Origin of the sequence: Paenibacillus sp. FSL H7-0350, from assembly GCF_038593195.1 — a bacterium.
GTDB lineage: Bacteria > Bacillota > Bacilli > Paenibacillales > Paenibacillaceae > Paenibacillus_AQ.
The window spans coordinates 6,173,624-6,199,788 of record NZ_CP151972.1; the positions used below are offsets into that span (position 1 = coordinate 6,173,624).

General features: G+C 47.2%; 19 protein-coding genes and 1 pseudogene. 17 read left to right on the top strand and 3 right to left on the bottom strand.

Going from position 1 to position 26,165, the window contains the following annotated elements; genetic code table 11:
- Positions 1-211 precede the first annotated feature (211 nt).
- The 9 genes from NYE24_RS27900 (at position 212) to NYE24_RS27940 (ending at position 14,590) form a co-directional block, all read left to right on the top strand.
- The gene (locus NYE24_RS27900; RefSeq protein WP_341029412.1) at positions 212-1,021 is read left to right on the top strand and encodes a protein phosphatase 2C domain-containing protein; all 810 of its coding nucleotides are present in this window, start codon (positions 212-214) and stop codon (positions 1,019-1,021) included.
- 40 nt (positions 1,022-1,061) lie between these two features.
- Positions 1,062-4,385, top strand: a complete 3,324-nt coding sequence (locus tag NYE24_RS27905) for a DEAD/DEAH box helicase (protein ID WP_342477168.1) — start codon at positions 1,062-1,064, stop codon at positions 4,383-4,385.
- Positions 4,386-4,513: 128 nt separating this feature from the next.
- A complete protein-coding gene (gene sigK / locus NYE24_RS27910; protein WP_036691086.1) occupies positions 4,514-5,215 on the top strand; it encodes an RNA polymerase sporulation sigma factor SigK in 702 nt (233 codons plus the stop codon).
- A gap of 501 nt (positions 5,216-5,716) precedes the next feature.
- On the top strand, positions 5,717-7,213 hold the full coding sequence (locus NYE24_RS27915; RefSeq protein ID WP_342477169.1) for a dynamin family protein: 1,497 nt from the start codon (positions 5,717-5,719) through the stop codon (positions 7,211-7,213).
- A gap of 12 nt (positions 7,214-7,225) precedes the next feature.
- Positions 7,226-9,481 (top strand): dynamin family protein, encoded by a 2,256-nt coding sequence (locus NYE24_RS27920; protein ID WP_342477170.1) that lies wholly within the window; start codon positions 7,226-7,228, stop codon positions 9,479-9,481.
- A gap of 7 nt (positions 9,482-9,488) precedes the next feature.
- Complete coding sequence (locus NYE24_RS27925) at positions 9,489-10,070, top strand: hypothetical protein (RefSeq protein WP_342477171.1); 582 nt, start codon at positions 9,489-9,491, stop codon at positions 10,068-10,070.
- Positions 10,071-10,309: 239 nt separating this feature from the next.
- Positions 10,310-13,570 (top strand): ATP-binding protein, encoded by a 3,261-nt coding sequence (locus NYE24_RS27930; RefSeq protein WP_342477172.1) that lies wholly within the window; start codon positions 10,310-10,312, stop codon positions 13,568-13,570.
- Positions 13,564-14,121: an HNH endonuclease gene (locus NYE24_RS27935; RefSeq protein WP_342477173.1), complete on the top strand. Its 558-nt coding sequence runs from the start codon at positions 13,564-13,566 to the stop codon at positions 14,119-14,121. Before NYE24_RS27930 ends, NYE24_RS27935 begins: the two co-directional genes overlap by 7 nt.
- A gap of 22 nt (positions 14,122-14,143) precedes the next feature.
- The gene (locus NYE24_RS27940; RefSeq protein WP_342477174.1) at positions 14,144-14,590 is read left to right on the top strand and encodes an SMI1/KNR4 family protein; all 447 of its coding nucleotides are present in this window, start codon (positions 14,144-14,146) and stop codon (positions 14,588-14,590) included.
- A gap of 382 nt (positions 14,591-14,972) precedes the next feature.
- Here the strand turns inward: NYE24_RS27940 and NYE24_RS27945 are convergent, their stop codons facing one another.
- Positions 14,973-15,206, bottom strand: a complete 234-nt coding sequence (locus NYE24_RS27945; protein WP_342477175.1) for a hypothetical protein — start codon at positions 15,204-15,206, stop codon at positions 14,973-14,975.
- Between the two features lie 52 nt (positions 15,207-15,258).
- Positions 15,259-15,525 (bottom strand): hypothetical protein, encoded by a 267-nt coding sequence (locus tag NYE24_RS27950; RefSeq protein WP_342477176.1) that lies wholly within the window; start codon positions 15,523-15,525, stop codon positions 15,259-15,261.
- Between the two features lie 1,513 nt (positions 15,526-17,038).
- On the opposite strand from NYE24_RS27950, the gene ltrA reads away from it, so the two are divergent.
- The 6 genes and pseudogenes from ltrA to NYE24_RS27980 all read left to right on the top strand — a co-directional run bounded on the left by ltrA (position 17,039) and on the right by NYE24_RS27980 (position 21,808).
- On the top strand, positions 17,039-18,430 hold the full coding sequence (gene ltrA / locus NYE24_RS27955; RefSeq protein ID WP_342477177.1) for a group II intron reverse transcriptase/maturase: 1,392 nt from the start codon (positions 17,039-17,041) through the stop codon (positions 18,428-18,430).
- Positions 18,431-18,517: 87 nt separating this feature from the next.
- Positions 18,518-19,054, top strand: a complete 537-nt coding sequence (gene sigK, locus NYE24_RS27960; RefSeq protein WP_342479311.1) for an RNA polymerase sporulation sigma factor SigK — start codon at positions 18,518-18,520, stop codon at positions 19,052-19,054.
- A 164-nt stretch (positions 19,055-19,218) separates the two neighbouring features.
- Positions 19,219-19,398 (top strand): hypothetical protein, encoded by a 180-nt coding sequence (locus NYE24_RS27965; protein ID WP_036691083.1) that lies wholly within the window; start codon positions 19,219-19,221, stop codon positions 19,396-19,398.
- Entirely contained in the window at positions 19,391-19,990 is a 600-nt protein-coding gene (locus tag NYE24_RS27970; protein WP_342477178.1) for a zeta toxin family protein, read from the top strand. Before NYE24_RS27965 ends, NYE24_RS27970 begins: the two co-directional genes overlap by 8 nt.
- Before the next feature lie 48 nt (positions 19,991-20,038).
- Positions 20,039-20,374, top strand: a pseudogene (locus NYE24_RS27975) (sigma-70 family RNA polymerase sigma factor); the annotation flags it as partial.
- A gap of 504 nt (positions 20,375-20,878) precedes the next feature.
- Positions 20,879-21,808, top strand: a complete 930-nt coding sequence (locus tag NYE24_RS27980; protein WP_342477179.1) for an FAD:protein FMN transferase — start codon at positions 20,879-20,881, stop codon at positions 21,806-21,808.
- On the opposite strand, the gene NYE24_RS27985 is transcribed toward NYE24_RS27980, so the two are convergent.
- The gene (locus NYE24_RS27985) at positions 21,771-22,709 is read right to left on the bottom strand and encodes a LysR family transcriptional regulator (protein ID WP_036691078.1); all 939 of its coding nucleotides are present in this window, start codon (positions 22,707-22,709) and stop codon (positions 21,771-21,773) included. The genes NYE24_RS27980 and NYE24_RS27985 overlap by 38 nt on opposite strands.
- Before the next feature lie 190 nt (positions 22,710-22,899).
- On the opposite strand from NYE24_RS27985, the gene NYE24_RS27990 reads away from it, so the two are divergent.
- Together NYE24_RS27990 and NYE24_RS27995 are read left to right on the top strand one after the other, a co-directional pair.
- A complete protein-coding gene (locus NYE24_RS27990) occupies positions 22,900-23,526 on the top strand; it encodes an NADPH-dependent FMN reductase (RefSeq protein WP_036691076.1) in 627 nt (208 codons plus the stop codon).
- Positions 23,523-25,964, top strand: coding sequence for a flavocytochrome c (locus tag NYE24_RS27995; protein WP_036691074.1), 2,442 nt, complete (start codon positions 23,523-23,525; stop codon positions 25,962-25,964). Before NYE24_RS27990 ends, NYE24_RS27995 begins: the two co-directional genes overlap by 4 nt.
- Positions 25,965-26,165 lie beyond the last annotated feature (201 nt).

Consider the following 26,165-nt stretch of genomic DNA (forward strand, 5'->3'; position numbering starts at 1 on the left):
ACACAGGGATAAATAAAAGGGGGAAGAACCCGGGGTATAGATAAATAGGAGTTAAACTTTTTATAAACTGGCCCGTCTATGCGAGTCTGTGTTATCTCTGCGGACTGTAGCTTCATTATGAAGAGTGGCTTGGAGCAGGCTGACAGAACGCTGGAGGATAATTATAATGGTAGAAACATAAAAACCGGCAAGCCGGAATAGGAGGATCGGGATGGAACAGACATGGGATAAGTTCAGCTGGTTGGGCAGCGAGGAGAGGTATCTGGATCATCCGGCAACTTCCACACTGAACAGGATGGTTATTGGCCGGTACGGAGGGAACACTGCGGCAGGTGCCGATAAGAATGAAGATGGGGCCTATGTATTAAGCGAGTCGGTCGGCGGCTGGGAGTTCGTAATGCTCCTGGATGCGCACAATACGGCGGAAAGTGCAGAACTGCTGATCCTTACAATCAACGGTGAGGCAGATGAAATCATCAGGCTGCTGGCACTGCCGGTTCGGCAGGCGTTCCGGGAGCTGGAGGCTTTTTTGCTGTCTATTTTCCAGTCTGAGGCATTTCTCGGCCAGTGCAGGCAGGTAACGGGAGAGACGGCATGTCTAATCTGTGTTCGGATGGAGAATTACCTCTGGTGGCTCTCGGTGGGAGATAACTCACTGTATCTGCTTCATCCGGAGCTTGCGGCACGCGGGCAGTATGCGCTTAACCAGCGCAATTATTATGAGTGGATCGGCTTCGTCAACACCTTCGCCCAGCCCGTGGCCTGTTACTCGTCAGGCATCCGCGAGCTGCGGCAGGGCCGTAACGTCATCGTGACGACCACAGACGGACTGCTGGAAGCCGGAGCAAGACTGCTGGAGGACCCGCGCAGGCTGTATGAAGCTTTTACAGGTAGAGAGGTTCTGGAGGAATGTGTGGCGGAAGTATTGACGGGGGTGCATGAACAGCTTGGGCGGGATAGCGCAACGGTGGTGGCCTGGAGCTATGATAATGACAAGGCGGGTGCGATGCCTAGTGATTAGAGGAAGTAAGGCTAACCTAGAAACAAAGCAGATGATGAAGATGAATTATACAATAGAAGATATCAAGGATTTCTGCGGGGATACCTTCTTTAAGCGCGGACTGACCTATTATAATTCGGGTCGGGTAAGCAAGCTGGTATTCGATGCGGAGAATAACCGCTATACGGCCCAGGTAAAAGGAAACAAAACATATCGGGTGAAGATCGACTTTTATTATGATATCGTCGGAGAGGCTGAAGCCTACTGCACTTGTCCTGCCTACGAGGACTATGGCTGCTGCAAGCATGTGGCGGCCACACTTATTGCGATTTATAAGCGTAATTTGGAAGCCAAGGAAGCAGGCGATGGCGAAGAAGGGAAACTTGTACAGCGGGCCGCGCATTCTCCGGTTGCACCACCGGCTCTATCTCCAGCCCCCGTAACTTCTTCCAAACGTGCAAGCAAGTCTAACTATCAACAGATGGATCACTTAATTTCCTCAGTAGCCCAGATGGAGCAGATAGGGGACCGAGAGAAAGAGCCTGTGTTATTTGGTGATGCGGAGCAACTGCAGTTTGAATTCTTCTTGAATTTGCCTGATTACCAGCACAAAGGTCTTACGCTTGAAATGAGGGTAGGCTATAAACACCGGTATGTCGTGACGAAGCTGGGCCAATTCCTGGAGTATCTGGAGCAGCGTAAGCCGCTGTATTTCACCAGCAAGTTCACGTTTGATGCGGAGAATCAACAGATGAACGTGGCCGACCGGGAGTTTCTTGAAGTGATGCTTCAACTGAATAACTCCGAGAAACTCGTTAAATCCAGCTTGAACCCCTACTATAGTCATTCGGAGACTGATGGGAGAATGCTGACGGTCGCTCCGCTGGCCTGGGACAAGCTCAAGCCGCTGTTGTCAAAAGTGAATGTGACCCTAAGAGGTGTACGTCTACCGGAGGTTCGTGCTGTCCTCGCGAACCAGCCTCCGCCGCTTGAATTCCTGATTGGCAAAGGAAAGCAAAAGGACTATGTATTGACAGCTACCCATATGGCTGAGCTTATCTTGCTTGAAGATTATTCGATCCTGATTATGAATGGATTGATCTATGATGTGGATAGAGAAACACTCCATATGATCGCACTACTCCAGCAGCAGTTCAAGGCAGCAGGGGAGATTGCGGTTGCTCCCGGACAGATCGGGCCAGTGGTGCAGCAGGTGCTGCCAGTCTTAAGGAAGATTGGGAAGGTTCGTGTGGAGCAGTCCGTACACGAGCAAATTGTGGAGCCTGACCTACAGTCTAAGCTTTATCTGGATTATGCGGACGGAACGATCATGATCCGGCTGGAATTTCATTATGAGGACATCGTGATTCATCCGCTGGATGAGAAGCAGGGGGAAGCGGCGCACAAGTCCAAGATACTGATTCGTAATTTCCAGCAAGAGCATACAATTATGGCTGCTTTGGATCATTCTCCGCTAAGGCGGGAGGGGCAGTGCTGGGCTTCGGGAAGTGAGCTGGTTATTTACGAGACACTGTTTCAGGTTGTGCCTGCTCTGGAGGATCATGCAGAACTGTTCATCTCCACGGCTGTTCAAGGGCTGCTTCAGGAGCGTAAAGCCTATCCGAAGATCACAGCGGATTTGAATGAAGGCATGGATTGGCTGGAAATTTCGTTTGAGCTGGAGGGCTTGGATGAACAGGAGACAGTTTGGGTCATGCAGGCAATTGTGGAGAAAAAGAAATATATCCGCCTGCGCAGCGGGGCTTTTCTGCAGCTTGAAGGGGAACGCTTCAGCGAATTCGGTACGATTGCCGAGCGGCTCAATCTCAGTAAGAAGGAAGTGAAAGGCTCCCGCATTCACCTGCCCTCCATTCAGGCTCTTCAGCTTCCCGAACGGGAGCACGGGTTCAAGCATACGAAGTGGGGCAAGTCCCTCCGGGAATTCCTCGAGCAGCTGCGGGACCCGGAACGTATGGAGTTCGAGCTGCCGGATGCGCTGAAGCCTGTTCTCCGGGATTACCAGGCCAAAGGCTTCCAATGGATGAAGACCTTGTCGAAATTCAGGTTCGGCGGGATTCTTGCAGATGATATGGGACTGGGTAAAACCATTCAGAGTATCGCGTATATCTGCTCTGAGCTGGCTGAAAGGATACCTCAGACGCAGGCTAAAGCTCCAGTGCTGATCTTGTGTCCGGCGTCCTTAACCTATAACTGGGAGAATGAATTTGCCCGGTTCGCACCAGAGGTAAATGTACTTGTAGTGGCTGGACAGAAGGAGGAGCGCAGCGGGATGCTGGAAAGTAAGGCGATGGAAGAAGCAGATGTAATTATAACCTCGTACCCGCTGCTCCGCAGAGATATTGAGCAGTATGCAGGCACGCTCTTCCATGCGCTCATACTGGATGAAGCCCAGGCGATCAAGAATTCAGCCTCCCAGACGGCAAAGGCGGTCCAATCGATTCAGGCATCACGAAAATTCGCTTTGACCGGAACACCGATTGAGAATTCGGTGGAGGAGCTGGAAGCGATTTTCAGCACAGTCTTCCCGGCGCTGTTCACGGGGAGATTATCCTTCAAGGAGCTGCCTGCGGCACGAATTGCCAGCATTGTGTCCCCTTTTATTCTGCGGCGGCTCAAAAAAGAGGTGCTGGAGGAACTGCCGGACCGCATAGATACCGTACTACGCACAGAACTGCAGGATGAGCAAAAGCAGGTGTATCTCGCTTATCTATCCAGGCTGCGGGATGATACAGAGCAGGACTTGGTAGCCGAAGGCTTCCACAAGAGCCGGATGAAGATTCTGGCAGGCATCACCCGCTTACGGCAGATCTGCTGTCATCCTTCGCTGTTCATTGAGAATTATACGGGCGGTTCCGGCAAGCTGGAGCAATTCCTGGAGACGGTGCAGGAATGCCGCGATTCAGGCCGCAGAATGCTGGTGTTCTCGCAATTTTCCAGCATGTTAGAGCTGATCCGGCAGAGCATGGAAGAAGCGGGAGTTCAGCCCTTATATCTGGACGGCTCGACTCCGGGCAAGGAGCGGGTGGAGCTGTGCAAGCTTTTCAATGAAGGTGAAGGTGAAGTGTTCTTGATCTCGCTTAAGGCGGGCGGAACAGGGCTGAATCTGACTGGAGCGGACACGGTGATTCTGTACGATCTGTGGTGGAATCCGGCAGTTGAGGAGCAAGCCATTGGCCGGGCACACCGGATGGGGCAGCGGAATGTAGTACAAGTGATCCGGCTGATCACCGAAGGTTCCATTGAGGAGAAGATGCTAGAGCTGCAGCAACGCAAAAAAGATCTCATCGAAGAGATTATCGATGCTGGAGAGAACAAGACCACACGGCTGTCGGAAGAGGATATCCGCGAGCTGCTGCGGGTGTAGAGAGCCCGTACCTATTTTCCCCGTACATGCACTTCTAGGCACCTACCCACATACAATAAAAGGACCATGAACCCGTTGTTCTCCTAACTGATCGGTTTCATTGTACATGTGCGGGAGGTGTCGCCAAGTTGCCTGGAATCATAAGCACGATTGCGCTGCTGATCAAAGAATTGACGCTGCTGGTATCCTACGTAAGGAACAACGCTTTTCCCCAGCCTCTATCGGAGCAGGATGAGAGCAAATACTTAGGCATGATGGCCGAGGGAGACGCCAAGGCACGGAACCTGCTGATCGAGCATAACCTGCGGCTGGTTGCCCATATAGTGAAGAAATTCGACAACACCGGCGAAGACATGGAGGACCTCATCTCCATCGGCACCATCGGCCTGATCAAGGCCATCGAGAGCTACCGCCCGAACAAGGGCACGAAGCTGGCTACTTTTGCTGCCCGTTGTATCGAGAATGAAATCCTGATGCATCTCCGCTCGCTGAAAAAAACCCGCAAAGATGTATCCCTCCACGATCCGATCGGAACGGATAAGGAAGGCAACGAGATCACCCTGATCGATATCCTAGGCTCAGAAGCGGATGATGTGATTAAAGAGGTCGATTTGAAGATTGAGAAGAGCAAGATCTATCGTAATCTGGATATCTTGGATGACCGGGAGAAAGAAGTTGTGGTAGGCCGCTTCGGCCTGGACACGGGCGGGGAAGAGCGGACGCAGCGGGAGATTGCGAAGGAGCTGGGGATCTCGCGGAGCTATGTGTCGCGGATTGAGAAGAGGGCGCTCATGAAGCTGTATCATGAGTTTTATAAGGTGAAGCGGTGAGAGTATAGGGTCTGTCTTTTGACAGACTCTTTTTGTTGTCGAAATTTGGACAAGTAGTTCAAAAGAATTATGTAAAAAGAATAAAATATTTGAATTTTGATGTTATAATTTGGATAAATGTTTTTGTTACATTCACGGAGTAATGCCGCCGAACTAAAATATACTGAATGAATTTTGAAAAATGACGCCGGTCGCGAATAATAATGATCTGAAAAAAATCGCAAAGATTCTTGACATACGTGACATATGCGTATCATTCGTCAATCTACAGGTTAGAGTCCGGGGACAGGTTGAGAGTGCATTACAGAGACTGCAACTGGACCAAAAAGTGAGCAAACTGGATGTATTTAGGAGATCTCTAATTGCTTATCAAATTCTTGAAGCGCATAAAGAACTTTGTTAACCAGTCAAATCATAACGGAACACATGTTTTGTGTCGATATGTTGACTTATAACTATGATTTAATAGAACTATTCATTGCAAACAGGAGGTGATATTTAATGGAATTGAGTCCTTTTAATTATAGAGTTGAGAGAATTAAAGGATTTCTAAATTTGGAGAGCCATCCGGCAAAAAGACAGAGTTATGAATTCAAATTTGCCTATATCGCTTTCTTAAGCGTCGTATTACAAGCGGGATCCAGAAATGAAGAGCAGGTTAGCGATGTATTAAGTACATATAAACGGCACTTTGGCATTAAGGAAAGTGATTATAATCAGTTGCAGAATATCGGAGGTGAGCGAGAAGAAGAGCTTTTCAGCTCTATTCTTCAGTTACTGGGATATCATGGAGATTACCATAAGGGCAAGGAATTTAAAGAATCTGCATGCAGTAAGCTTCTCTTGGGAGAGATGCTGTTTTTTGAATTGAATGATGCCAACAAATTTAACTTCAATCCGCTCCTTCGCTTGTATGCTGATTTTTGTAAGGTTTCGCAGGCAAAGGAGATGGAAATCAAGTCATTACTGATTAAAATAATCGCTGGTGGTGCAGATGTTAAGGGGCTGCTTAAACTGAAACGAATGGAAGTGTTTAAATATCTTCAGAATGCCGCTAACGCCTATTGGGTACAAGAACAGGCCGATTCCGTTCATGTTACAGTTATTGCCACGATGAGTTCCGGGAAGTCAACGCTTCTAAATGCACTGATTGGCAAAAAGGTATTTCCTTCGGAAAACAAAGCGTGTACCTCGACATATTTAAAATTTACCAATAGGCCCAAGATAGTAAGAGAGATAGGGCTGGCTGCAGGTAATCATCCAGATTCCCGCTGGAATCTTACATGCGAGGATATTGCAAGATGGAATGGCGACTCCGGTATTGAGCGGATTGAAGTGGAAGGAAAAATGAATAGCTTTTCGATGCTGAAGAAGCTGAGCGTATCTTTTATTGATACACCCGGTACGAATAATTCGCGAAACCGTGAGCATGAAGTAGTTACTCAAGGAATTCTTGAGCAAAAGAACAGCGATATGATCTTGTATGTCCTGAACGCTACAAATCTTGCTCCAGATGATGATAAGATCCTGCTGCAGCAAGTTGTAAAGCATTTAGGAGACCAACAAGTCATCTTCTTATTGAACAAGACAGATCAACTGGATTTGGAGGCAGACGACAATATTACTGAATCTTTAGCTGTTGCTAGAAGCCATGTGATGGAACTTGGCATCGCTTCACCGGTAATTGTTCCGATATCCTCGTATGCTGCCGGATTGTTCAGGAACATCCTCAGTAACAGCCCCCTAACGAAGCGGGAAATGAGAGATGCTCTTTCACTGCTGGAGTTGTTTCAGATTCCGCAATACGATATGAACAGATATGTTGACAGAAGCCTGATGAAGTCACTGCCGCAATCCACGGTCCATGTCAGATCGCACCGGATGATTCAGGTAGGCAATAAATCCATCAGCTCAAAGGAAATAGTTGAAGCGATGAAGAAGACAGGTATTCATATTTTGGAACAATTGTTGCTGCAAGAGATCAAATATACCCGATAATGAAAGGTGTTCATGTTCATGACCGAAGTGTTTATCCGCTATAACCCGTATAAAGTTGAAACACAGATATTGTACGACAATGAAGAGATCAGCCAAGAAAGTCAACTTGCTAAGTTTAAGAGTGAGCGATTGCAGGTCTGGCTGGACCAGCTGATTGATATATTAATAGACGAGCTTAACGAGACAGAGTTCCAGCTTGTATTCCAGGGGACGCTCCCCGATTATGACGATGTAATTGAGGCCTGTGAGAGATACAATCAGAGCAAGACTGCTGAAATTAAGTTAGCCCATATTCCAGCTGAAGGCAAAGATGATAAAATCAGCGATCTGACGCAGCTTGTTCATGAAATGCAGCACGGTCCGTTCGAAGAGCTCCGCAGTGATACTATTAGGAAGAATTTCGAAAAAGCGCTCAGCTCAGATTTTGAAATTGCTGTAATTGCGACCATGAGCTCAGGTAAATCGACGCTGATCAACTCCTTGCTGGGCAAAGAACTAATGCCATCCAAGCAAGCCGCCTGTACGGCAACCATTGCTAGCATCAAAAATATACCCAGCCGCAACGAATTTATCGGCTGTTGCTATGATCTGGGAGGCAACGAGATTGAACCGTTACAGCCTTTGGACAGCGACCGAATGAAGGAATTCAACAACAATGAAGAGGTCTCACATATTGAGATCGAAGGTAGTATTCCATATATATCTTCCAAGAGCATGAATCTGATTTTGGTAGATACCCCTGGGCCGAACAACTCCAGGAACAGTAACCATAAAGAGCATACCTACAGAGTTATCAAAAATGAATCCAAGCCACTAGTACTCTATGTGCTGAATTCAACTCAGCTCAGCACAGATGATGATAATAATCTGCTGTCGATTGTGGCGGAGCAAATGAAGAGCGGGGGGAAACAGTCTAAGGACCGGTTTATTTTTGCAGTCAACAAAATCGATCTGTTCGATCCTGAACGGGAAACGATTGAGGAGACCCTAAAGGATGTCAGAGACTATCTGCAGGATAAGGGGATCATGAATCCTAATATTTTCCCGGTCTCCGCGGAGACGGCAAAATTGATCCGGATGGACCAGAACGGGGATACCCTGACCCGCAAGCAGCAGCAGACACTGAATGCGCATGACTTCTTTATTGAGGAACCTCAGATGCACCTGGTTAAGTATGCTCCGCTGAGTAACACCAAGAAACGTAAGCTGTTAAGTCAAATCGAACAAGCCCGGAGAACGAATGATACCTACGCTGAAGCGTTGATCCATTCCGGGATTCCATCGATTGAAGAAGCGATCAACGAGTATTTGGATAAGTATGCGGTGACCTCAAAAATTACAGCAGCTGTGAACTCTTTCAAAGATATTGTGGAAGGCAAGAAAATGGAACAGCAGCTACAGGCGCAAATGTCAGGCAACGAGGAATTGCGGAAGAACATCAATACGCAAATGAAACGGATTCAAGAGGAACTTTCGAAAGGGCAGAAGGCAAGCGCCTTTAAAGAACGGATCAATAATAAGAAATATGACGTACGTTCTGTAATGAGAAGGATCGAGGGCAAGGTACATACCAAGATCGATGATTTTGCGGCGGTATTCAATAACGAAGGCAGTATCGAAGTATCCAGAGCGAATAAAATCATCTCTAAATTGAAAGAGGACATCTCCTCTCTGCAAAGTGACATTAAGACCGATCTGGAGATCATCATTCTGGCAACGATGCAAAATGACGCCGATCAATTGCTGGAAGAGTATCGCAGCTATGTCAAGGACCTGATTGAAGTAAGCGGCGATAGCCTCCAGCCAGATGAATTCCAAATTTTTGCTTTGGATATCCCTGACGCCGAGACGCTGGTAGACAATATGAAATATAACAAGAGTGTTGCGAACGGGGAGCGATGGGTGAAAACCTCAAAGTGGTGGAATCCATTCTCCTATGGATCAGGATATAATGAGACAATCTATGTCACTAAAACCTTAGTAGACGTTGATCGTATCGCAGAAGAGATAATTAATCCTGCTAAGCAGGAGTTGTTAAAGAATGTTAACGAGGCACAGGCTTTCCTTGACAATGAAGTAGCCAAGCTGAAGACATTTTTTAATTTGGAAATTAATCGCTTGGAGGAGCTATTATTGCTGAAGGTCAATGAAATTGAGGAGCTATCGGGTGATAGCGAGATGCTCAATTCCAGAATCAGTGAAGACCTGGAGAAAAGCAAGTGGCTGCACAACTTTGTAGGGCGTCTGGAGCAAATCTTAGAAATTTAAAAAGGAAGTGACTGATAAAATGTTCCAACCGCAAAGTTATCTAGTTGAGGCTGTGAATAAGCGGGATATAGAGCAGGTAAGAGTAGCTCTAAGCACTTATCTCTCCAAAAATCCGACCAATGAGCAAAATGAAGTCTTGCTAGCAGCGGAATATGCTGAGAGCCGCTTGTCTGAACCCCTTTGGATAGAGCATGACGGCTTGTACATCGAACAGGATTATAGCAAGTGGACTACCGAATATCTGGGCCAATTGAAGAGCGACCTCCGCTATAATTTCTCCAGGGAACGGTTTGAATTTATTATTGAAGTCGGTAAAAAGGTCCGACTGTCGTATGGAAAAGTACCTCCGACTCCGGCTCAAACCTCCGAACAAGTTGCTGCACAATTGGTGAGACGGCCGGCGGTTGTACAAGTCTCGTCACAGCTGGTTGCGCCAGCTTCATCACCGGCAGCACTAAAGACAAACACTGTACCTGTGAGGATGGCTGATACGGGAAAGCCGAATACAAAATGGCTAGTGATAGCGGGACTGGGAGGAATAGCGATACTGGGAGTAGCCCTGTTTCTGTTGACCAGAAACCACAAATAGGAACTGAGTCTGTGCCTGTGCCAAACAGTCAAGAAACCTCATGGAATACATCTGCCACTCGCAGCTATAGCGAAGATAACCGTGCTCCCGCCTCTAAAGTCGTTATCAAAAAGAGAGAAGGAATTCTGGACCGGCTCAAATGGGGCAGAGAATCAAATGAGCAGAATAGAAGAACCTACAATTCGCAAAGTCAAAAATCAAAAAAAACAAAACGTAACTTAAAATAGAAGGTGATTAGGATGAACAATATCTCGGATATGGTCGAACTAGACGGTAGGAACTTCAAGGATCTGGATGAGGCATTCGAGGTTTCGCTTGATTTTGTACAGAAAAATTATTTGGACGAGCTGCATCTGCGCAATGTTGTTCCTGTCCCCAAGCATATCAGCGATTTGACGACCCGGAATAACATCCGGTTGTTCAAGATGAATAAACTAGTCTTTGACAAGCAGGAGAACAATCTCGATAAGATTATGAGTGTATACAATACTCTGGGGAATGTATACGGTTCGCTTGTCATGATCATTAATAGCGACGGTAACCGCACCGATCTTTATCTGGGTACCCGGACGGGCTCCAAGGAGCAGGATGTAAATTCGGCGAAGGAAGCCCTGAAGAAAAGCTTCGAAGGAAACTTTCCCGGCAGTGATATCAAGAACTTAACCAACAGTGAAATTGAGAAGGTGATCTCCTCCATCTTCACTTCAGAGCTGTCACAGAATGAGAACAGCATCTCTTCTGTCTCCGGTGTCCCTTCTTTGAAGGATCAGGATAAGGCTAAATTTGTTCAGGGACTGGAAAAGCTTGTCGATGCGATGAAGGGGGAGGAATTCTCCGCTATTTTTGTGGCAGACCCGATCTCGCACAGGAACATTGAAGAGATTAAGCTCGGTTACGAAAATTTATACTCACAATTGATACCGTTCGCGAAATGTGATTTGAGCTTCAATTCAAGCGACAGCATTGCGATTTCAGAAGGAATGAGCAAGGGAGTTACGGCGACGATCAATGAGAGTCTTACCAAGACGCAAAGCTATACTCAGGGCTCATCCGAGTCGGAGAGCCAGACCGAGTCCCACTCCAAGACGACCAATTGGGGCGGAGCGCTTGGTGGATTAGGCGCAGCGGGAGGATTTCTGCTTGGTGGACCGGCCGGAGCTGTAATAGCGGGGGGGATTGCTGGTATGGCCGGATCATTGATCGGCAGTTCGACAGACGGTACGACCCATGCGCAATCCAAGACAACTAATCAGTCGCTGACTGAGGGAGAGTCTGAGATGCGCGGAAGATCGGACTCCACTTCTACCCAGGAAAACTCATCTGAGACACAGACCATCGGAAACTCTAGAAACCTGCAAATCCAATTTGAAAATAAGACGGTAACTAATTTACTGCAAAAGATCGATGAACAATTACTCCGGCTGAAAAGCTCCGAGGATTTCGGTATGTGGAGCTGTGCCTGTTATTTCATTGCACCGAGCGTTCAGACTTCCCGGGTAGCTGCAAGTACGTATAAAGCGATAATGCGCGGCGAGAATTCAGCGGTGGAGAACTCATTTATTAATACATGGGACAACAACAATAAAGCTAATCTATTGGAAGTTGGAAAGTATCTGAAAAAATTTAATCACCCGCTGATCGAAATGAAAGTTAATACCGGCATGGATTTGCCGCATATCTCCCCAGGTTCGTTAATCAATGGCAAGGAGCTGGCGCTTCAATTGGGCTTTCCCCAAAAATCGCTGAATGGGCTTCCGGTCATTGAGACGGCTGAATTTGGCAGAAATATTGTTACCTATGATCAGACTGAAGGAAGTCGGGCTGCACTTAAGCTGGGCAACGTGTTTCATATGGGGAAGCCGGAGAATACAAGCGTCGAGATTGATGTTAACAGCCTTACGATGCATACCTTCGTTACGGGCTCTACGGGTTCAGGGAAGTCGAATACGATTTATCAAATGCTGAATGAGCTGGTCAGAAAAAACATTCATTTTCTAGTCATCGAACCGACAAAAGGTGAATACAAAAAAATCTTCGGCGGCCGTAAGGACGTTTCTGTGTTTGGCACCAATGCGAATTTTACCGAGCTGCTCCGGATCAATCCTTTCCGCTTTCCGTCTCAGGTGCATGTGCTGGAGCATATTGACCGAATTATTGAAATCTTCAATGCTTGCTGGCCGATGTACGCGGCAATGCCGGCGGTGCTGAAGGAAGCAATCGAACGGACATACATCTCCATCGGGTGGGATTTAGAAGAGTCCTTTTATTTCGGGGACGAGGTGCAATATCCGACATTCTATGATCTATTGACGATTATGCCTGTTGTCATTGGTGAATCCGCATATTCCGAAGAGGTAAAGAGCAACTACATAGGTGCACTCGTGACCAGAGTGAAGTCAATGACCAACGGCTTGTTCGGTAAAATATTCACAGATGACGAAATCGCTAGTGAAGCATTGTTCGACCAGAATTGCATAATTGACTTAAGCCGGGTAGGTTCGGTTGAGACGAAGGCATTAATTATGGGGATTCTGTTCATGAGGCTTCAAGAGTACAGAATGTCAATTGACAGTCCTATCAACAGCGAGCTGCAGCATGTGACTGTTATTGAAGAAGCTCATCACCTGCTGCGCCGCGTTGCTTCCGAGCAGAGCCAGGAAGGGACCAATCTGCAGGGCAAGTCGGTTGAGATGATTGCCAATGCAATTGCCGAAATGAGAACTTACGGGGAAGGGTTCATCATTGCTGACCAGGCACCTAATTTATTGGACCGTTCGGTCATCAGAAACACTAATACCAAGATCATTTTGAGGCTGCCAGATGAATTGGACCGCTCCGAGGTCGGCAAAACTGCCAATCTAAATGAACATCAGATCAATGAGCTCCCAAAATTACGCACCGGTATTGCTGCGGTATATCAAAATAACTGGCTACAGCCGGTATTATGTGAAGTGAGTGAATTCAATAATTATCAGTCGTATTCGCCGAAAAAAAAAGAGTCCTTTCCAAAACAGCGCCCGAACCGAGAGATGCTGAGCAAGCTGCTCGAATTACTGCTGCTGGAAAGAGTCTCGGAGAACAGCCGTAGCATCCTGGCCTCATTTGAATCCAACCGTCTAAAAAAATGGTTGTTGAGCTATCCTGTAAGTCATTCGACCAGGCAGTCGCTTCTGCACGATCTGGAGTATTTTGAGTTGAATCATAAAATGCAGTTGTGGGAACAGAAGAACTTTGGGGAATTGTCGCGAATTGTATCTTCGCTGATCCCGCAAAGAGTAGGACTCATTCAATATGCCAAAGCTGCCGAGAATTTTACGGAATGGAATAAAAGATTTGTTGAAGGGCTCGGAAAGTATATTGCATTTTCAAATCCGGAAGCATACGAGCCGGCTGTAATGCAATGTCTGCTTCAAGATAAAGCCCAGGAGGACCCGGGATTTAGAGACTTTTATTATTTGTGGATCGAAGAACAGAAGGAAGGGGAGGTTCGAGTATGTTAGAGGCTCTTTCATCTATAAGTATGAACTGGGAGACGATGAAAGAGGGAGTAAGTAATGTCTCTTTTGATGTTCCCGGCTTTGCCAAGGATCTGAAACCGAGTTCTATTACTACCTTTGATTTGGCCAATGAACCACTATATCTCAAGACTAGGAATGAGGGACTGGCCGGAGAGTGCCATCCCGAGACAAATATTCCCTTTCAGGAAAAAATCATACAGACCTCGGAGGGGACCTTTACTGGCGTGTTCCCTGAATTTCCGGTTGCATATGAGATGGAATTAGATGAGTCGTTATATCAGGAATCAGATGCCAAGCAATTTAAAGCAGCCACGCAATCGCTTGGTGAAGCGATCAGCAGCGACCCTGACCTGAAGGCGAAATTTGATGAAAGACAAATCGAACAAGTCAATAACGGCAAGGTGCCGGAAGGATACGTCTGGCATCATAATGAGGACCCGGGCGTTATGCAGCTGGTAGACCGTTCGCTTCATGAAACTACTGCTCATACAGGCGGAAGATCTATTTGGGGTGGCGGATCGGAAAATAGATAAATATTGAGGAGGAGGCTTGCAAATGGAACAAGCGAATAATGTAAAGTGGATTCTTGCAAAGAGTGAACTCTCCCGGGAGGATGTATCGAAAGTAGAGGAAGCTTTAAGTATTTTATTACCCCCTGATTACGTCAGTTGCGTGTTACTGAAGAATGGTGGACAACCTGTTCCGGATACCTTTGATTTTGAGGGTAAAAAAGAAGTGGTGTTCAATTCCTTGATTGATCTTAACATCAGGGGGAATAGAAATGTTCTGGAAGTACATAACCGGTTGAAGGACCGCCTTCCGGAGAACGTGTTTCCTTTTGCAGATGATCCCTTTGGCAACTATCTGTGCTTTGATTACCGTGCAGGAAACCAGCCTTCAATTGTATTCTGGGATCATGAGCAATCAGAGGGCGGGGCAAATCCGGAAGTGTGCTTTGTTTGTAATTCCTTTAGCGAGTTAGTGGATAAATTGTATGAGTAGTAGTCGGCCAATGAGTTTTTCTCCAGAAGTTAATGTTAAATTTAAACGGACAAAAGCAGCCCGCAGAACGGTCGGGTTGCTTTTGAGTTGTTTACCTATGCTTTGTAACTGAGCAGGTTAACATACAAATTCTCGTTATTAATAATATGGATCTTCAAGCTGAACTCTGAAGATTCCGGCGTATCTATTTTCTCCATTTTGTGGGATTCTCCTTGATATGGAAACTACGGATGCAGAGATGGTTGGGTTATGAATTGGTTCCCTCTCTGGTGTGATGCAAATTGACCAGGCTGTCGTCCGCATGTATTGTGACGAAGAACGAAATAAAAGCGACCAAACATGGGGATTAAAAACCGTGTTTTATCGCTTACATTCACATAATTTATTTTTGCTTCATCTTTATTCGGATTCGAAGTCTGGAGTTGCGGTTAGGGGGGCTTCGCGTATTTGGCGTATTTGCTTTGTCTGCTTTCTGCATGATTACCTTGGCTGCAGCAAAGAGCTGCAAGGCATAGGTGATATTAACCATAAAAGTATTAATATGTTTCCATGCACTTTCCCAATTTACCTCCGAAATTATTTCCATCATCTGGTGTATAAGGGCTATAAAATTCATGTGCTAATTCCTCCTTTCATTATCTGGTACAAGTTCACCTCACACCACAATATTATTTGCGTTTTCTGATATTCCGTCTTCGGTATTTAGTGTTCTGCTTTCTGCGTCGGGACGATGGGATGTACGGATATGGCGGCGTGGGATGTTGCGGCGGAAGTTGCTCGTCCTGCTTATCGTTTGCCTTTGTGATTAAGAAAAGCTCCAAGACGTTCGTGGCAAACTCCACGCCGTCCTTAACCTGATGATACAGCTTACCCCATGGGACTTGTCCCACCCAGTTTTTAACTTGGTGAAGCGATTCAATTAATTGTTGATACATTGTTTTGTCCTCCTGAATAAATAAATATATAATGCCTCTTTATATTTAAATTTTTCTGATAATCTCCTACTTCGGCGTACCACTTATTTTAAAAGCCACTGATTTATCGAGTTCTTTCATATAAAGGGGACGAATGGAGGAGGCAGCGGGAACAGTAGCACCCAGGCCAGTTGTTCAGGATCTGCAGCTTACGGCTGAAGATCCTGAACTGTTAGCAGGCGGAGTTCATGTGGCGACAAACCATCTGTGCTTATGAGCTCCGATGTCGCCGGCGGATCCTAGTGGAGTTTGTCGCAGATTGCCGCCTCGAGATCCTCTGGACGGGAGGAAGAGGCGATTGCGGATTCTCCGTCTTTGTTTTGCCGGCAAGGACCAGCTCAATAATTCTGGCAGTCAGATCAAGGATGCAGCTGATTAAAGTGGATGCCACAATCCAATCAATGTTAACCAGCCAAACCCTCAAATCGTATAAGATAGAGATAATAATAGTAGTCAATGTAATCCTCTTCCTTTCGCATGGTTGTATTTGCGCGGGCCGCGGCACCGCATCTCCTCCTTTCAAAGGGCCTGCGCGATCGAGCTAAGATGGGCTTGCTTGGAACGATGCAGCGATGTACTGCCCCTTCTTATTACATGGTTAAACTGTGCATATAACATTGCGCGGTAACACCCCCTATACTTTTGCGAACTATTTTGCGTACTAGTTTTGTTTTTTGCGGGTTGCGTTGAGTTCTACAAAGTAGTAATACCTACTAAAAGGACTCAAATGATATTGCGCGTAGTTCCACACACTATGTTTTTTTCGCGCTCAGATTTCTTTGTCTAATAATGAAGAGAAGCCAAATCACTTCTGTCATATTTCTTATTTACCTACGAGAGTAAGCACAGAACTAAAGTGGACGAATGCTTATGAACGGGATAAGCCGATTCTCTCACTGGTAAAGTAACAGTGGCCGGGAATATTCCGTCTTCCGAAATGACAGTTGCCGACACCGGGTACCGGAATGCTCCGTAAGGAGACGTCTTCTTTCGAGAATAGGGTTCAGATATGGGCAGGTTAAAAAAGGTCACAGAAGATACCTTCTGTGACCTTTTTTGCAGTGGTACGCCCAGCATGGGCGTCATCTTTAGGGTGAAAGTCCCGAGCGGGGGCTGGCAAGCGCCTACCGTTAGCCAAGGGCAAGGGTGTCTACCGTGAGGTGGAATCTGAAGGAAGCCGGAGGCAAAAGCACGGCCTGAGGTACACGAATCCAATTAGAGGCGGCTGCAGCCGGATGAGTCACCCACACATGACAAAATCCAAAGCTGCCAAGTGCTGTAGCCGTAGACTTGGGCAGGCGCGGGCGGAAAGATGACGTTCTTATCTGGGGAGGCCTGTCGGATATGCAAGGAAAAAAACTTGTAACCGTAGCTGAGAGGCTACGCTGAACTGGCAGGAGTCAGCAGAAGCCATAGTACGTAAACTGTTGCAACCGTTTACGGAAGGGCTGAACCGAAAGGAGAGAGGAAACCGATGCGTTCGCATGAAGAGCAACGACAGCAGAATATCTCGCAAGAGAGCTTGCGGCAAAGAGAAGCGGTGAAGCCGTCAGGGTATGCCGGAGCGCCGAGTTCTTCATCGGCACAAGTCGGCCTTTCCTCTCGCAAAGCAGAGAGCCACCTGCTGGAGCGAATGCTCGAAGGAGATAACCTTCGGCTCGCATACAAACGAGTGGTCCAGAACGGAGGAGCACCCGGTGTGGACAATGTAACGGTAGCGAATCTACAGGCTTATTTGAAAACACATTGGGAACCGGTGAAAGCCGAACTTCTTGCGGGTACCTATAAACCTGCACCCGTCAAACGGGTGGAAATCCCCAAACCCGGAGGCGGCGTACGGCTGCTAGGCATCCCGACGGTAATGGACCGCTTTCTCCAGCAGGCTCTTCTACAAGTCATGAATCCGGTCTTTGACGCAGGATTCTCGTGGTACAGCTACGGATTTCGGCCGGGAAAGAGCGCCCATGACGCCGTGAAACAAGCACAAAGATATATCCAAAGTGGTTTGAGATGGGTCGTAGACCTCGATCTCGAGAAATTCTTTGACCGGGTAAATCACGATAGGCTCATGGCAAGGGTTGCGCGGAAAGTAGCAGACAAGAGAGTACTAACACTGATTCGCGCGTATCTTAGCGCCGGAGTGATAGTCAATGGAAAGCTGGAGCATAGCCGGGAAGGAACGCCACAAGGCGGTCCGCTCAGTCCGCTTCTGGCAAACATTCTATTGGATGATCTGGATAAGGAATTGACCGGACGCGGACTGCGGTTTGTACGCTACGCGGACGACTGTAATATCTTTGTGGCGAGTAAACGAGCGGGCGAACGGGTCATGGAATCGGTCAGCCGATTTGTAGAAGGAAAGCTAAAACTGAAAGTGAACCGGGAGAAAAGTGCGGTAGCCAGACCCTGGCACCGGAAGTTCCTAGGATTCAGTTTCCTGAGCCAGAAACAGGCAACCATACGAATAGCGCCGAAGAGTCTTAAAGCATGCAAAGAGAGAATTCGAGAGCTAACGAACCGAACCTGGTCCATCTCAATGGAAGAACGAATAAGCCGATTAAATCAATATCTGATGGGCTGGCTAGGCTATTTCCATTTGGCATCGGCCAAGAAACACCTCCAAACGCTGGACCAGTGGATTCGAAGAGGGTTGCGAATGTGCCTGTGGAAACAGTGGAAACGAGTACGCACACGAATCCGCGAACTCCGGGCACTAGGAACGCCCGAGTGGGCCTGTTTCACAATGGCAAACTCACGGCGAGGCGCATGGGAAATGTCCCGGAATACAAATAATGCCCTTCCGACTTCCTACTGGGAAGGGAAAGGGCTGAAAAGTTTGCTTTCACGTTACTTAGAGTTTTGTTAACCTTTTGGAACCGCCGTATGCGGACCCGCATGTACGGTGGTGTGAGAGGACGGGGGTTTGCCGCCCCCTCCTACTCGATTAGTAACGATCAAATTTACATCGCATCGTGTCCACAACCTCAAGAAATTCGACAACACCGGCGAAGACATGGAGGAGCTCATCTCCATCGGCACCATCGGCCTGATCAAGGCCATCGAGAGCTACCGCCCGAACAAGGGCACGAAGCTGGCAACTTTTGCCGCCCGTTGTATCGAGAATGAAATCCTGATGCATCTCCGCTCGCTGAAAAAAACCCGCAAAGATGTATCCCTCCACGATCCGATCGGAACGGATAAGGAAGGCAACGAGATCACCCTGATCGATATCCTAGGCTCAGAAGCGGATGATGTGATTAAAGAGGTCGATTTGAAGATTGAGAAGAGCAAGATCTATCGTAATCTGGATATCTTGGATGACCGGGAGAAAGAAGTTGTGGTAGGCCGCTTCGGCCTGGACACGGGCGGGGAAGAGCGGACGCAGCGGGAGATTGCGAAGGAGCTGGGGATCTCGCGGAGCTATGTGTCGCGGATTGAGAAGAGGGCGCTCATGAAGCTGTATCATGAGTTTTATAAGGTGAAGCGGTGAAGAGAGAGGGTTGCCTGTAGGAATGAGACAGTGGAGGTCTCAGTCTTGCAGGTTTTTTTAATGAAATTCAACGATTAGATTCAATATACCAAGCTCTTAGCTGAAATAAATTGCGTTTTACTGTGGTATACTCGAACTATAAGCGGAAATGAGGTGTTTCTATATTGAGAAATATTACACAGGACCTTGCCAAATTGATTCGACTAACAGGTGACCGTGCCAAATTGGATGCTAAAGCAAATGGAACATATATAGTATACAAAACACCGGAAGGACAAATCGTTAGAGAGTACAGTACCGGTAAGATCGTGAAAATGAACGAACAGGATTTCATCCATGAATGAGACAAAGGCAACGATGTTTGTGTTTGCCGGTAATAATGGAAGTGGCAAGAGCACAATCCGCAACTTGATTGTTGACAGGCTTGGGGTAAGTGTAAATATTGACCCCGATGCACTGGCCCGTAAAATTAATAATGGGCATCCTGAAAAGAGTAAAGTATCTGCCGGGAAAGAAGCTATAAGGATAGCTAGGGAATGTATTCGAAATAAATGGGATTTCAGTGTGGAAACTACTTTAGCTGGTGGTAACGTTATAAGGCAGATGAGAGATGCAAAGGAACAAGGCTTTGAAATTATTATGTTTTATGTGGGACTAGGGGATGTACGGCTAAATATTGAACGTGTTGCTTTGCGAGTGAAGAACGGTGGTCATCATATTGAAACCGAGGATATTATTAGACGCAATATAACCAGTATGAATAATCTGTTATCTCACTTAGATCTGATTGATCAATTAATTGTTATTGATAATAGTAAAGCTGATGGGGAATTTATTCTTGAAGCGGATAAAAACGGGATAAAGTATTATTTAAATGAACTGCCTGAATGGGCCAAAGTAATTGATAAACAATTACAGATTAAATACAAAACGTAAAAGAACCAATTCGAATCGGAAACGATCTTGATTGGTTTATTTTTTTAAAAAACCCGCAAGGACGTATCCCTCCACGATCCGATCGGAACGGATAAGGAAGGCAATGAGATCACCCTGATCGATATCCTAGGCTCAGAAGCGGATGATGTGATTAAAGAGGTCGATCTGAAGATTGAGAAGAGCAAGATTTATCGGAATCTGGATATCTTGGATGATCGTGAGAAGGAAGTCGTGGTCGGGCGGTTTGGGCTTGATACAGGCGGGGAGGAGCGGACGCAGCGGGAGATTGCGAAGGAGCTGGGGATCTCACGGAGCTATGTGTCGCGGATTGAGAAGAGGGCGCTCATGAAGCTGTATCATGAGTTTTATAAGGTGAAGCGGTAGGTTACAAGAAGGAGTTGTTTGCGTCTAAGCATCTAGTGAAAAGTATGACTCCAAATGGGGGATACTTTTCACTAGATGCTTTTCTTTTCAGAATTTTGCGAAGGGTAGTACAAACATTGAATGCCGATGGTTGGATTCTTATGAGACTACGATTGGTATCAATAAATTAGCAGTGGTTGATCAGGAATTAAAAATTTAAAAGCACCTATTCATTCGGAGATTAGTAGTTTATGATTACTGAACTGAAGGGGTGTTTTTTAATTTGTTTGCAGAAGTGCCGACCTGCCTGCTGAACGGTAAGCTGTAAAGCAAATAAGGAAATTAATCGGGCGAAAAGAAAATTTTGCTATAGAAGCTACTCTGTCGTAGGCAAGCTAAATCGTACAACGTGCCATTCCTTAAACATGCCGAAAGCCCTTCTTGCCCATTTCGATCGCTTATGCTAACTGTAAGCATTCACGATTCAACTCATCTCCACTATCTCATTAACAAAGGATGCTCACTATGGAAAAGAAAATTATACAGCTCATGGGAACGGTTATTACGATGGTCGTTCATCATCAGAATGCAGCGGCGCTCTTGGCGGATGCGGAGCAGCAGCTGATTGACTACGAGCAGCGCTTCAGTGCGAATAATCCGAGCTCGGCGCTCATGCAGATTAATAACCAAGCCGGGAAGAGTCCCGTAATTGTCGATACGGATCTGTTCGATCTGATTGCAATCGGGAAGAGGGAGAGTCTCGTAGCAGACAGTCTGCTGAACATCGCGATTGGTCCCTTAGTCAAGGCGTGGAAGATCGGGTTTGCAGGGGCGCAGCATCCTCCGGAAGCGGTCATTGCGGAGTGTCGGCAGCTTATCGATCCGCATCATATTCAATTGGATGAGGAACGGAAGACTGTTTTCCTGGAAAAGGAAAGGATGGAGGTTGATCTGGGTGCGCTGGCCAAAGGGTACTTTGCAGATCGAATTGTGGAGGTATTCAAGCGTCAGGGGGCGAGCGCAGGGTTCATCGATCTAGGTGGGAATGTGCTGACTTTTGGTGAGAACCCGGCGTCTGAAGACGGGTTATGGCGGGTCGGGATTCAGAATCCACAGCTACCGCGAGGGAATTATGCGTTGATCTTGAAATTGAAGAACCAATCCATTGTGACTTCTGGCGTGTATGAGCGGAAGTTGGAGGTTGCGGGCCGGAAGTACCATCATATTTTTGACGGACAAACGGGGTACCCGGTACAGAGCGATGTAGCAAGCTTGACAATTGTAACGGAGCAGTCATTGGAGGGAGAGATTGGTTCTACCCGTCTATTTGGCAAGCGTGCGGCCGAGATCATTCGTACGCTGAATTCGACCGCTGAGATTGAGGGTATCGTGATCACGGAACATAACGAGCTGGCTGTTACGGATGCTCTGCGTGCATACATGGAACATCTGTAGTAAAGAGTGCGATCAAATCTTGTTCCACCGAAGATAGAGGTTTGTTTTTGGAATAGGCAATAAAATAATCGAGCGACAACAAATCCAGTGATAAGGGCAACAGGCGGTAGCCCTGAGGGACTTCCGACATGCAGATACTATAGGGGACGAATGCGATACCAACGCCTTTCTTGGCTAACTCCAGCGTGGTGAAAATATTCGTGCTTTCCAATATAACAGTTGGCTTGATCTTAAACTTCTGAAATAGGTGATCAAGCTGCCGGCGAATCGAAGAACCTTTTTTGGTCAGCACAAGGGGACTTTGCAGTAGCAGCTTCAGATTGGCATGGCTCTCCTCTAACGTCTTCGGATTAATGTCATACAACGGGGAGTCCTCTGTCACCACCGCATAATAACCGTGAGGCCCCCATGAGACAACATTCAGATTGGGCGAGAGGGTCTCTGGATTTTGTCCGATAAAAAAATCCAGTTCATGGTTCAACACGCGGATTTCATTGACCTCGGAGTAATCCTCTTGAATCTCGATCTTAATAGACGGGTAATTTTTCATGAAATCGGGCAAAAACAAAGGCAATAAATACGAACCTAAGCTGGACAAGATACCGAGCTTGATCGTCTGGGTGTCTCTTATGGAATAGTGAGCGATTCGTTTGTGGAATTGTTCCTGCGCCATTTCAAGGGACATCAGATACTGATAGTACAGCTTGCCTGCCTCAGTTAGTTGCAAGGGAGAGGTCTGTCGATTCAAAATTTCTGTGCCGATTTCATGCTCGATTCGCTTGATAAGCTGCGTGAGGTAAGGTTGCGAAACATACAGGTCCTTGGCGGCCTTAGTATAGCTTCCGTGCTTGAGAATCGCGTCAAGATAATGAAGGATATTGGAAGAATCAATCGTAGTCATAAGGATCACCTGCTCTCATTAAAGATGGTATAAGAGAACTGTTATAGAACGATAAGAAAATGGATATTTCACAAATGTATTTTTTCATACTAAAATTTATTTGTAAAGGTAAGTGACCAAGTCAAAAGGAATTTGTAGAAATCCGTTTTGTATTGTGCAATTATTCACAAAGTAAGAGAGGAAGAAAATTATGAAACTAATCGGTATTGTCGGAACGAACTCGAATACTTCGACGAATCGCAAGCTGTTGCAATTTATGCGTAAGCATTTTTCTAGCCAGGCGGAGATTGAGGTCTGCGAGATTAAGCACCTCCCTGCTTTTGATGAACCGGAAGATCGTCAGGCGCCCACTGAAGTACAAGCCTTATGCGAGCAGATTGCGGCGGCGGATGGCGTCATTATCTCGACCCCGGAATACGATCATACCATCCCAGCGGCGCTCAAGAGCGCCATGGAATGGATCTCGTATACCACCCGTCCTTTGATTAACAAACCAGTTCTGATCGTGGGTGCTTCCCACGGTTTGCTTGGTACATCTCGTGCCCAGATGCATCTACGTCAGATTCTGGATGCTCCAGAGCTTAAGGCTCGCGTTCTGCCGAGCTCGGAATTTTTGTTGGGACATTCACTTGCCGCTTTTGACGAGTCAGGTGATCTGGTCTACGCAAATAAGGTTCAGGAGCTGGAGGAGATCTTCGAAGAGTTCCAATTGTTCGTGAAGATTAACCAACAGTTGGTTAAAGAGAACCACTTCAAGACAGAGCAAAGCAAAGCATTTAGCTGGGAATCGGTAATCTGGGGAGGCGAACGGGCATGAAATTTGTCGGAATTGTAGGAACCAACGCGTCGAAGTCTTATAATCGGAAGCTACTGGAATTTATGAAGTCTCATTTTAGCGAAAAAGTGGACATTGAAATTCTGGAACTGAAGGGTGTCCCGATGTTTAATGAATCGGACGATCAATCGCAGAGTCCGATTATTCAGAACTTTAACACGAAGATTACGGAAGCGGATGGTGTCATTATCGCTACACCGGAGCATAATCACTCGGTCCCCTCCGCACTGAAAAGTATTCTGGAATGGTTGTCTTGGAATCTTCACCCGTTCGATGGCAAACCGGTCATGGTTGTCGGTGCGGCGTATGATGTGCAGGGGTCCTCCCGTGCACAACTACATCTGCGTCAGATTCTAGATGCACCCGGTGTCAATGCTAGCGTGATGCCTGGCTCGGAGTTCCTGTTGGGCCGTGCGAATGAAGCCTTTGATGAAGCGGGGAAGATCAAGTCGGAGCGGACGGTTGATTTCTTGGAGAGTTGCTTCCATCGTTTTATGCGTTTTGCCAAAATCGCTAATCTGCTGAATGTCCCTGAAGACGTTAGCTTTGAACCGGGAACCTATGAGGTAAAGGCGGTCGGACATAACGGTGATCTGCCGATGATCGTTGAGATGAGTTCGACTCGTATAGAGAAGATCGACATCGATACAGCGGGCGAATCACAGGGGATTGCGGATGTGGTATTTACCCGGATTCCGAGTCAGATCATCGAAGGACAGACGCTGAACGTGGATATTTTGTCCGGCGCATCCGTCACTAGCAATGGGGTCATCGACGGAGTAGCGAAGGCGGTCAAGATGGCAGGTGCCAACCCGGATGTATTAAAAAAACGGCCAAAAGCACAGAGTGCGATCAATCACGGCGACGAAGAGTATACAGCGGACGTTGTGATCGTTGGTGCGGGTGGTGCGGGACTCGCAGCAGCAGCCAGCGTGCTTCAGCAGGGCAAGAAAGCTATCATCGTCGAGAAGTTCCCAGCCATAGGTGGTAATACGGTACGAACAGGTGGTCCAATGAACGCTGCCGATCCAGAGTGGCAACGTAAATTTGCGGCGATTCCGGGTGAAGGTCATACGATTGAAGAGCTGGCAGCAACCCCGGAAGAACAGGTAGATGCCGAGTATCTGGCGGACTTCCGTATCTTCAAACATCAGGTGGCTGATTATCTCCGCGATTCGAAAGAGGGCAAAGAATTCTTGTTCGACTCCGCGATCTTCCACCGGATGCAGACCTATTTCGGCGGCAAACGGAACGACCTTCAGGGGTATTCCATTTACGGGCAATATGATCTGGTTAAGGTATTAACCGATCAGGCGCTAGCCTCCGTTAAATGGTTGGAGGAACTGGGTGTCGAATTTGACTATAACGAAGTGACCATGCCGGTAGGAGCGTTGTGGCGCCGTGGACATAAACCAGTGAAGCATGAAGGCTATGCCTTCGTAGCGGCTTTAGAGCAATTTGTCCGTGCACAGGGTGGTCAGATCCTCACCGATACTCCGGTGAAGCGACTGATTATCGAAGCAGACGGCCGAGTTAGCGGCGTAATTGGTACCGGAGTAGCCGGGCAAACGGTAACGGTTCATGCGCCGGCGGTGGTGCTGGCTTCCGGTGGCTTTGGGGCCAATACGCAGATGCTGAAGCAGTACAATACGTACTGGAACGAGATCGATGACGACATCAAGACCTCGAATTCTCCGGCGATTACCGGCGATGGTATTCTGCTGGGACAAAGTGCGGGCGCTGATCTGGTCGGCATGGGCTTCTCGCAAATGATGCCAGTGTCCGATCCGCAGACGGGCGCCTTGTTTAGCGGGTTGCAAGTGCCGCCGCAGAACTTTGTCATGGTCAATCAGCAGGGCAAACGTTTCGTCAATGAATATGGTAGCCGCGATCAGTTGTCGATAGCAGCAATCAATAACGGAGGCCTGTTCTATCTGATTGCGGATGACAAGATCAAGGAGACGGCCTATAACACAAATCAAGCGAAGATCGATAAGCAGGTGGAGCGAGGCACGCTATTCAGAGCGGACACACTGGAGGAGCTGGCCCAGCAAATTCATATCGATCCGACTACGCTAGTGGATACGATCGCGATGTACAACTCTTACGTTGATCAGGGACATGATCCGGAATTTGGTAAAAATGCGTTCGATCTTAAGGTTGCAGTGGCTCCGTTCTATGCGACACCTCGTAAGCCAGCTGTTCACCATACGATGGGCGGACTCAAGATTGATACACAGACGCATGTTCTTCGCGAATCTGGCCAGATCATCCCGGGGTTGTACGCAGCCGGTGAGGTGGCAGGCGGTATCCATGCCGGTAACCGTCTAGGTGGTAACTCGCTCACCGACATTTTCACATTCGGTCGAATTGCCGGACGGACAGCTGTTGAGGAGCAGGCTGTTTTGTCGAAGTCATGAAATAAGTCTTTAGATCACATCTCTCTTTAAGCAGTGGAGCTGACTCATAAGTAGACTTACTACGAAGATAACAGCTCATCTTGAATCTAAATGTTGTTAAAAAAGCAGCGATTCTCTTGTTATTGGAGGATCGCTGCCTTGCGTTTTTGGTCCGCTGCGGCTTGCTTCAACACATTAGTTATGTGTCGCGGATTGAGAAGC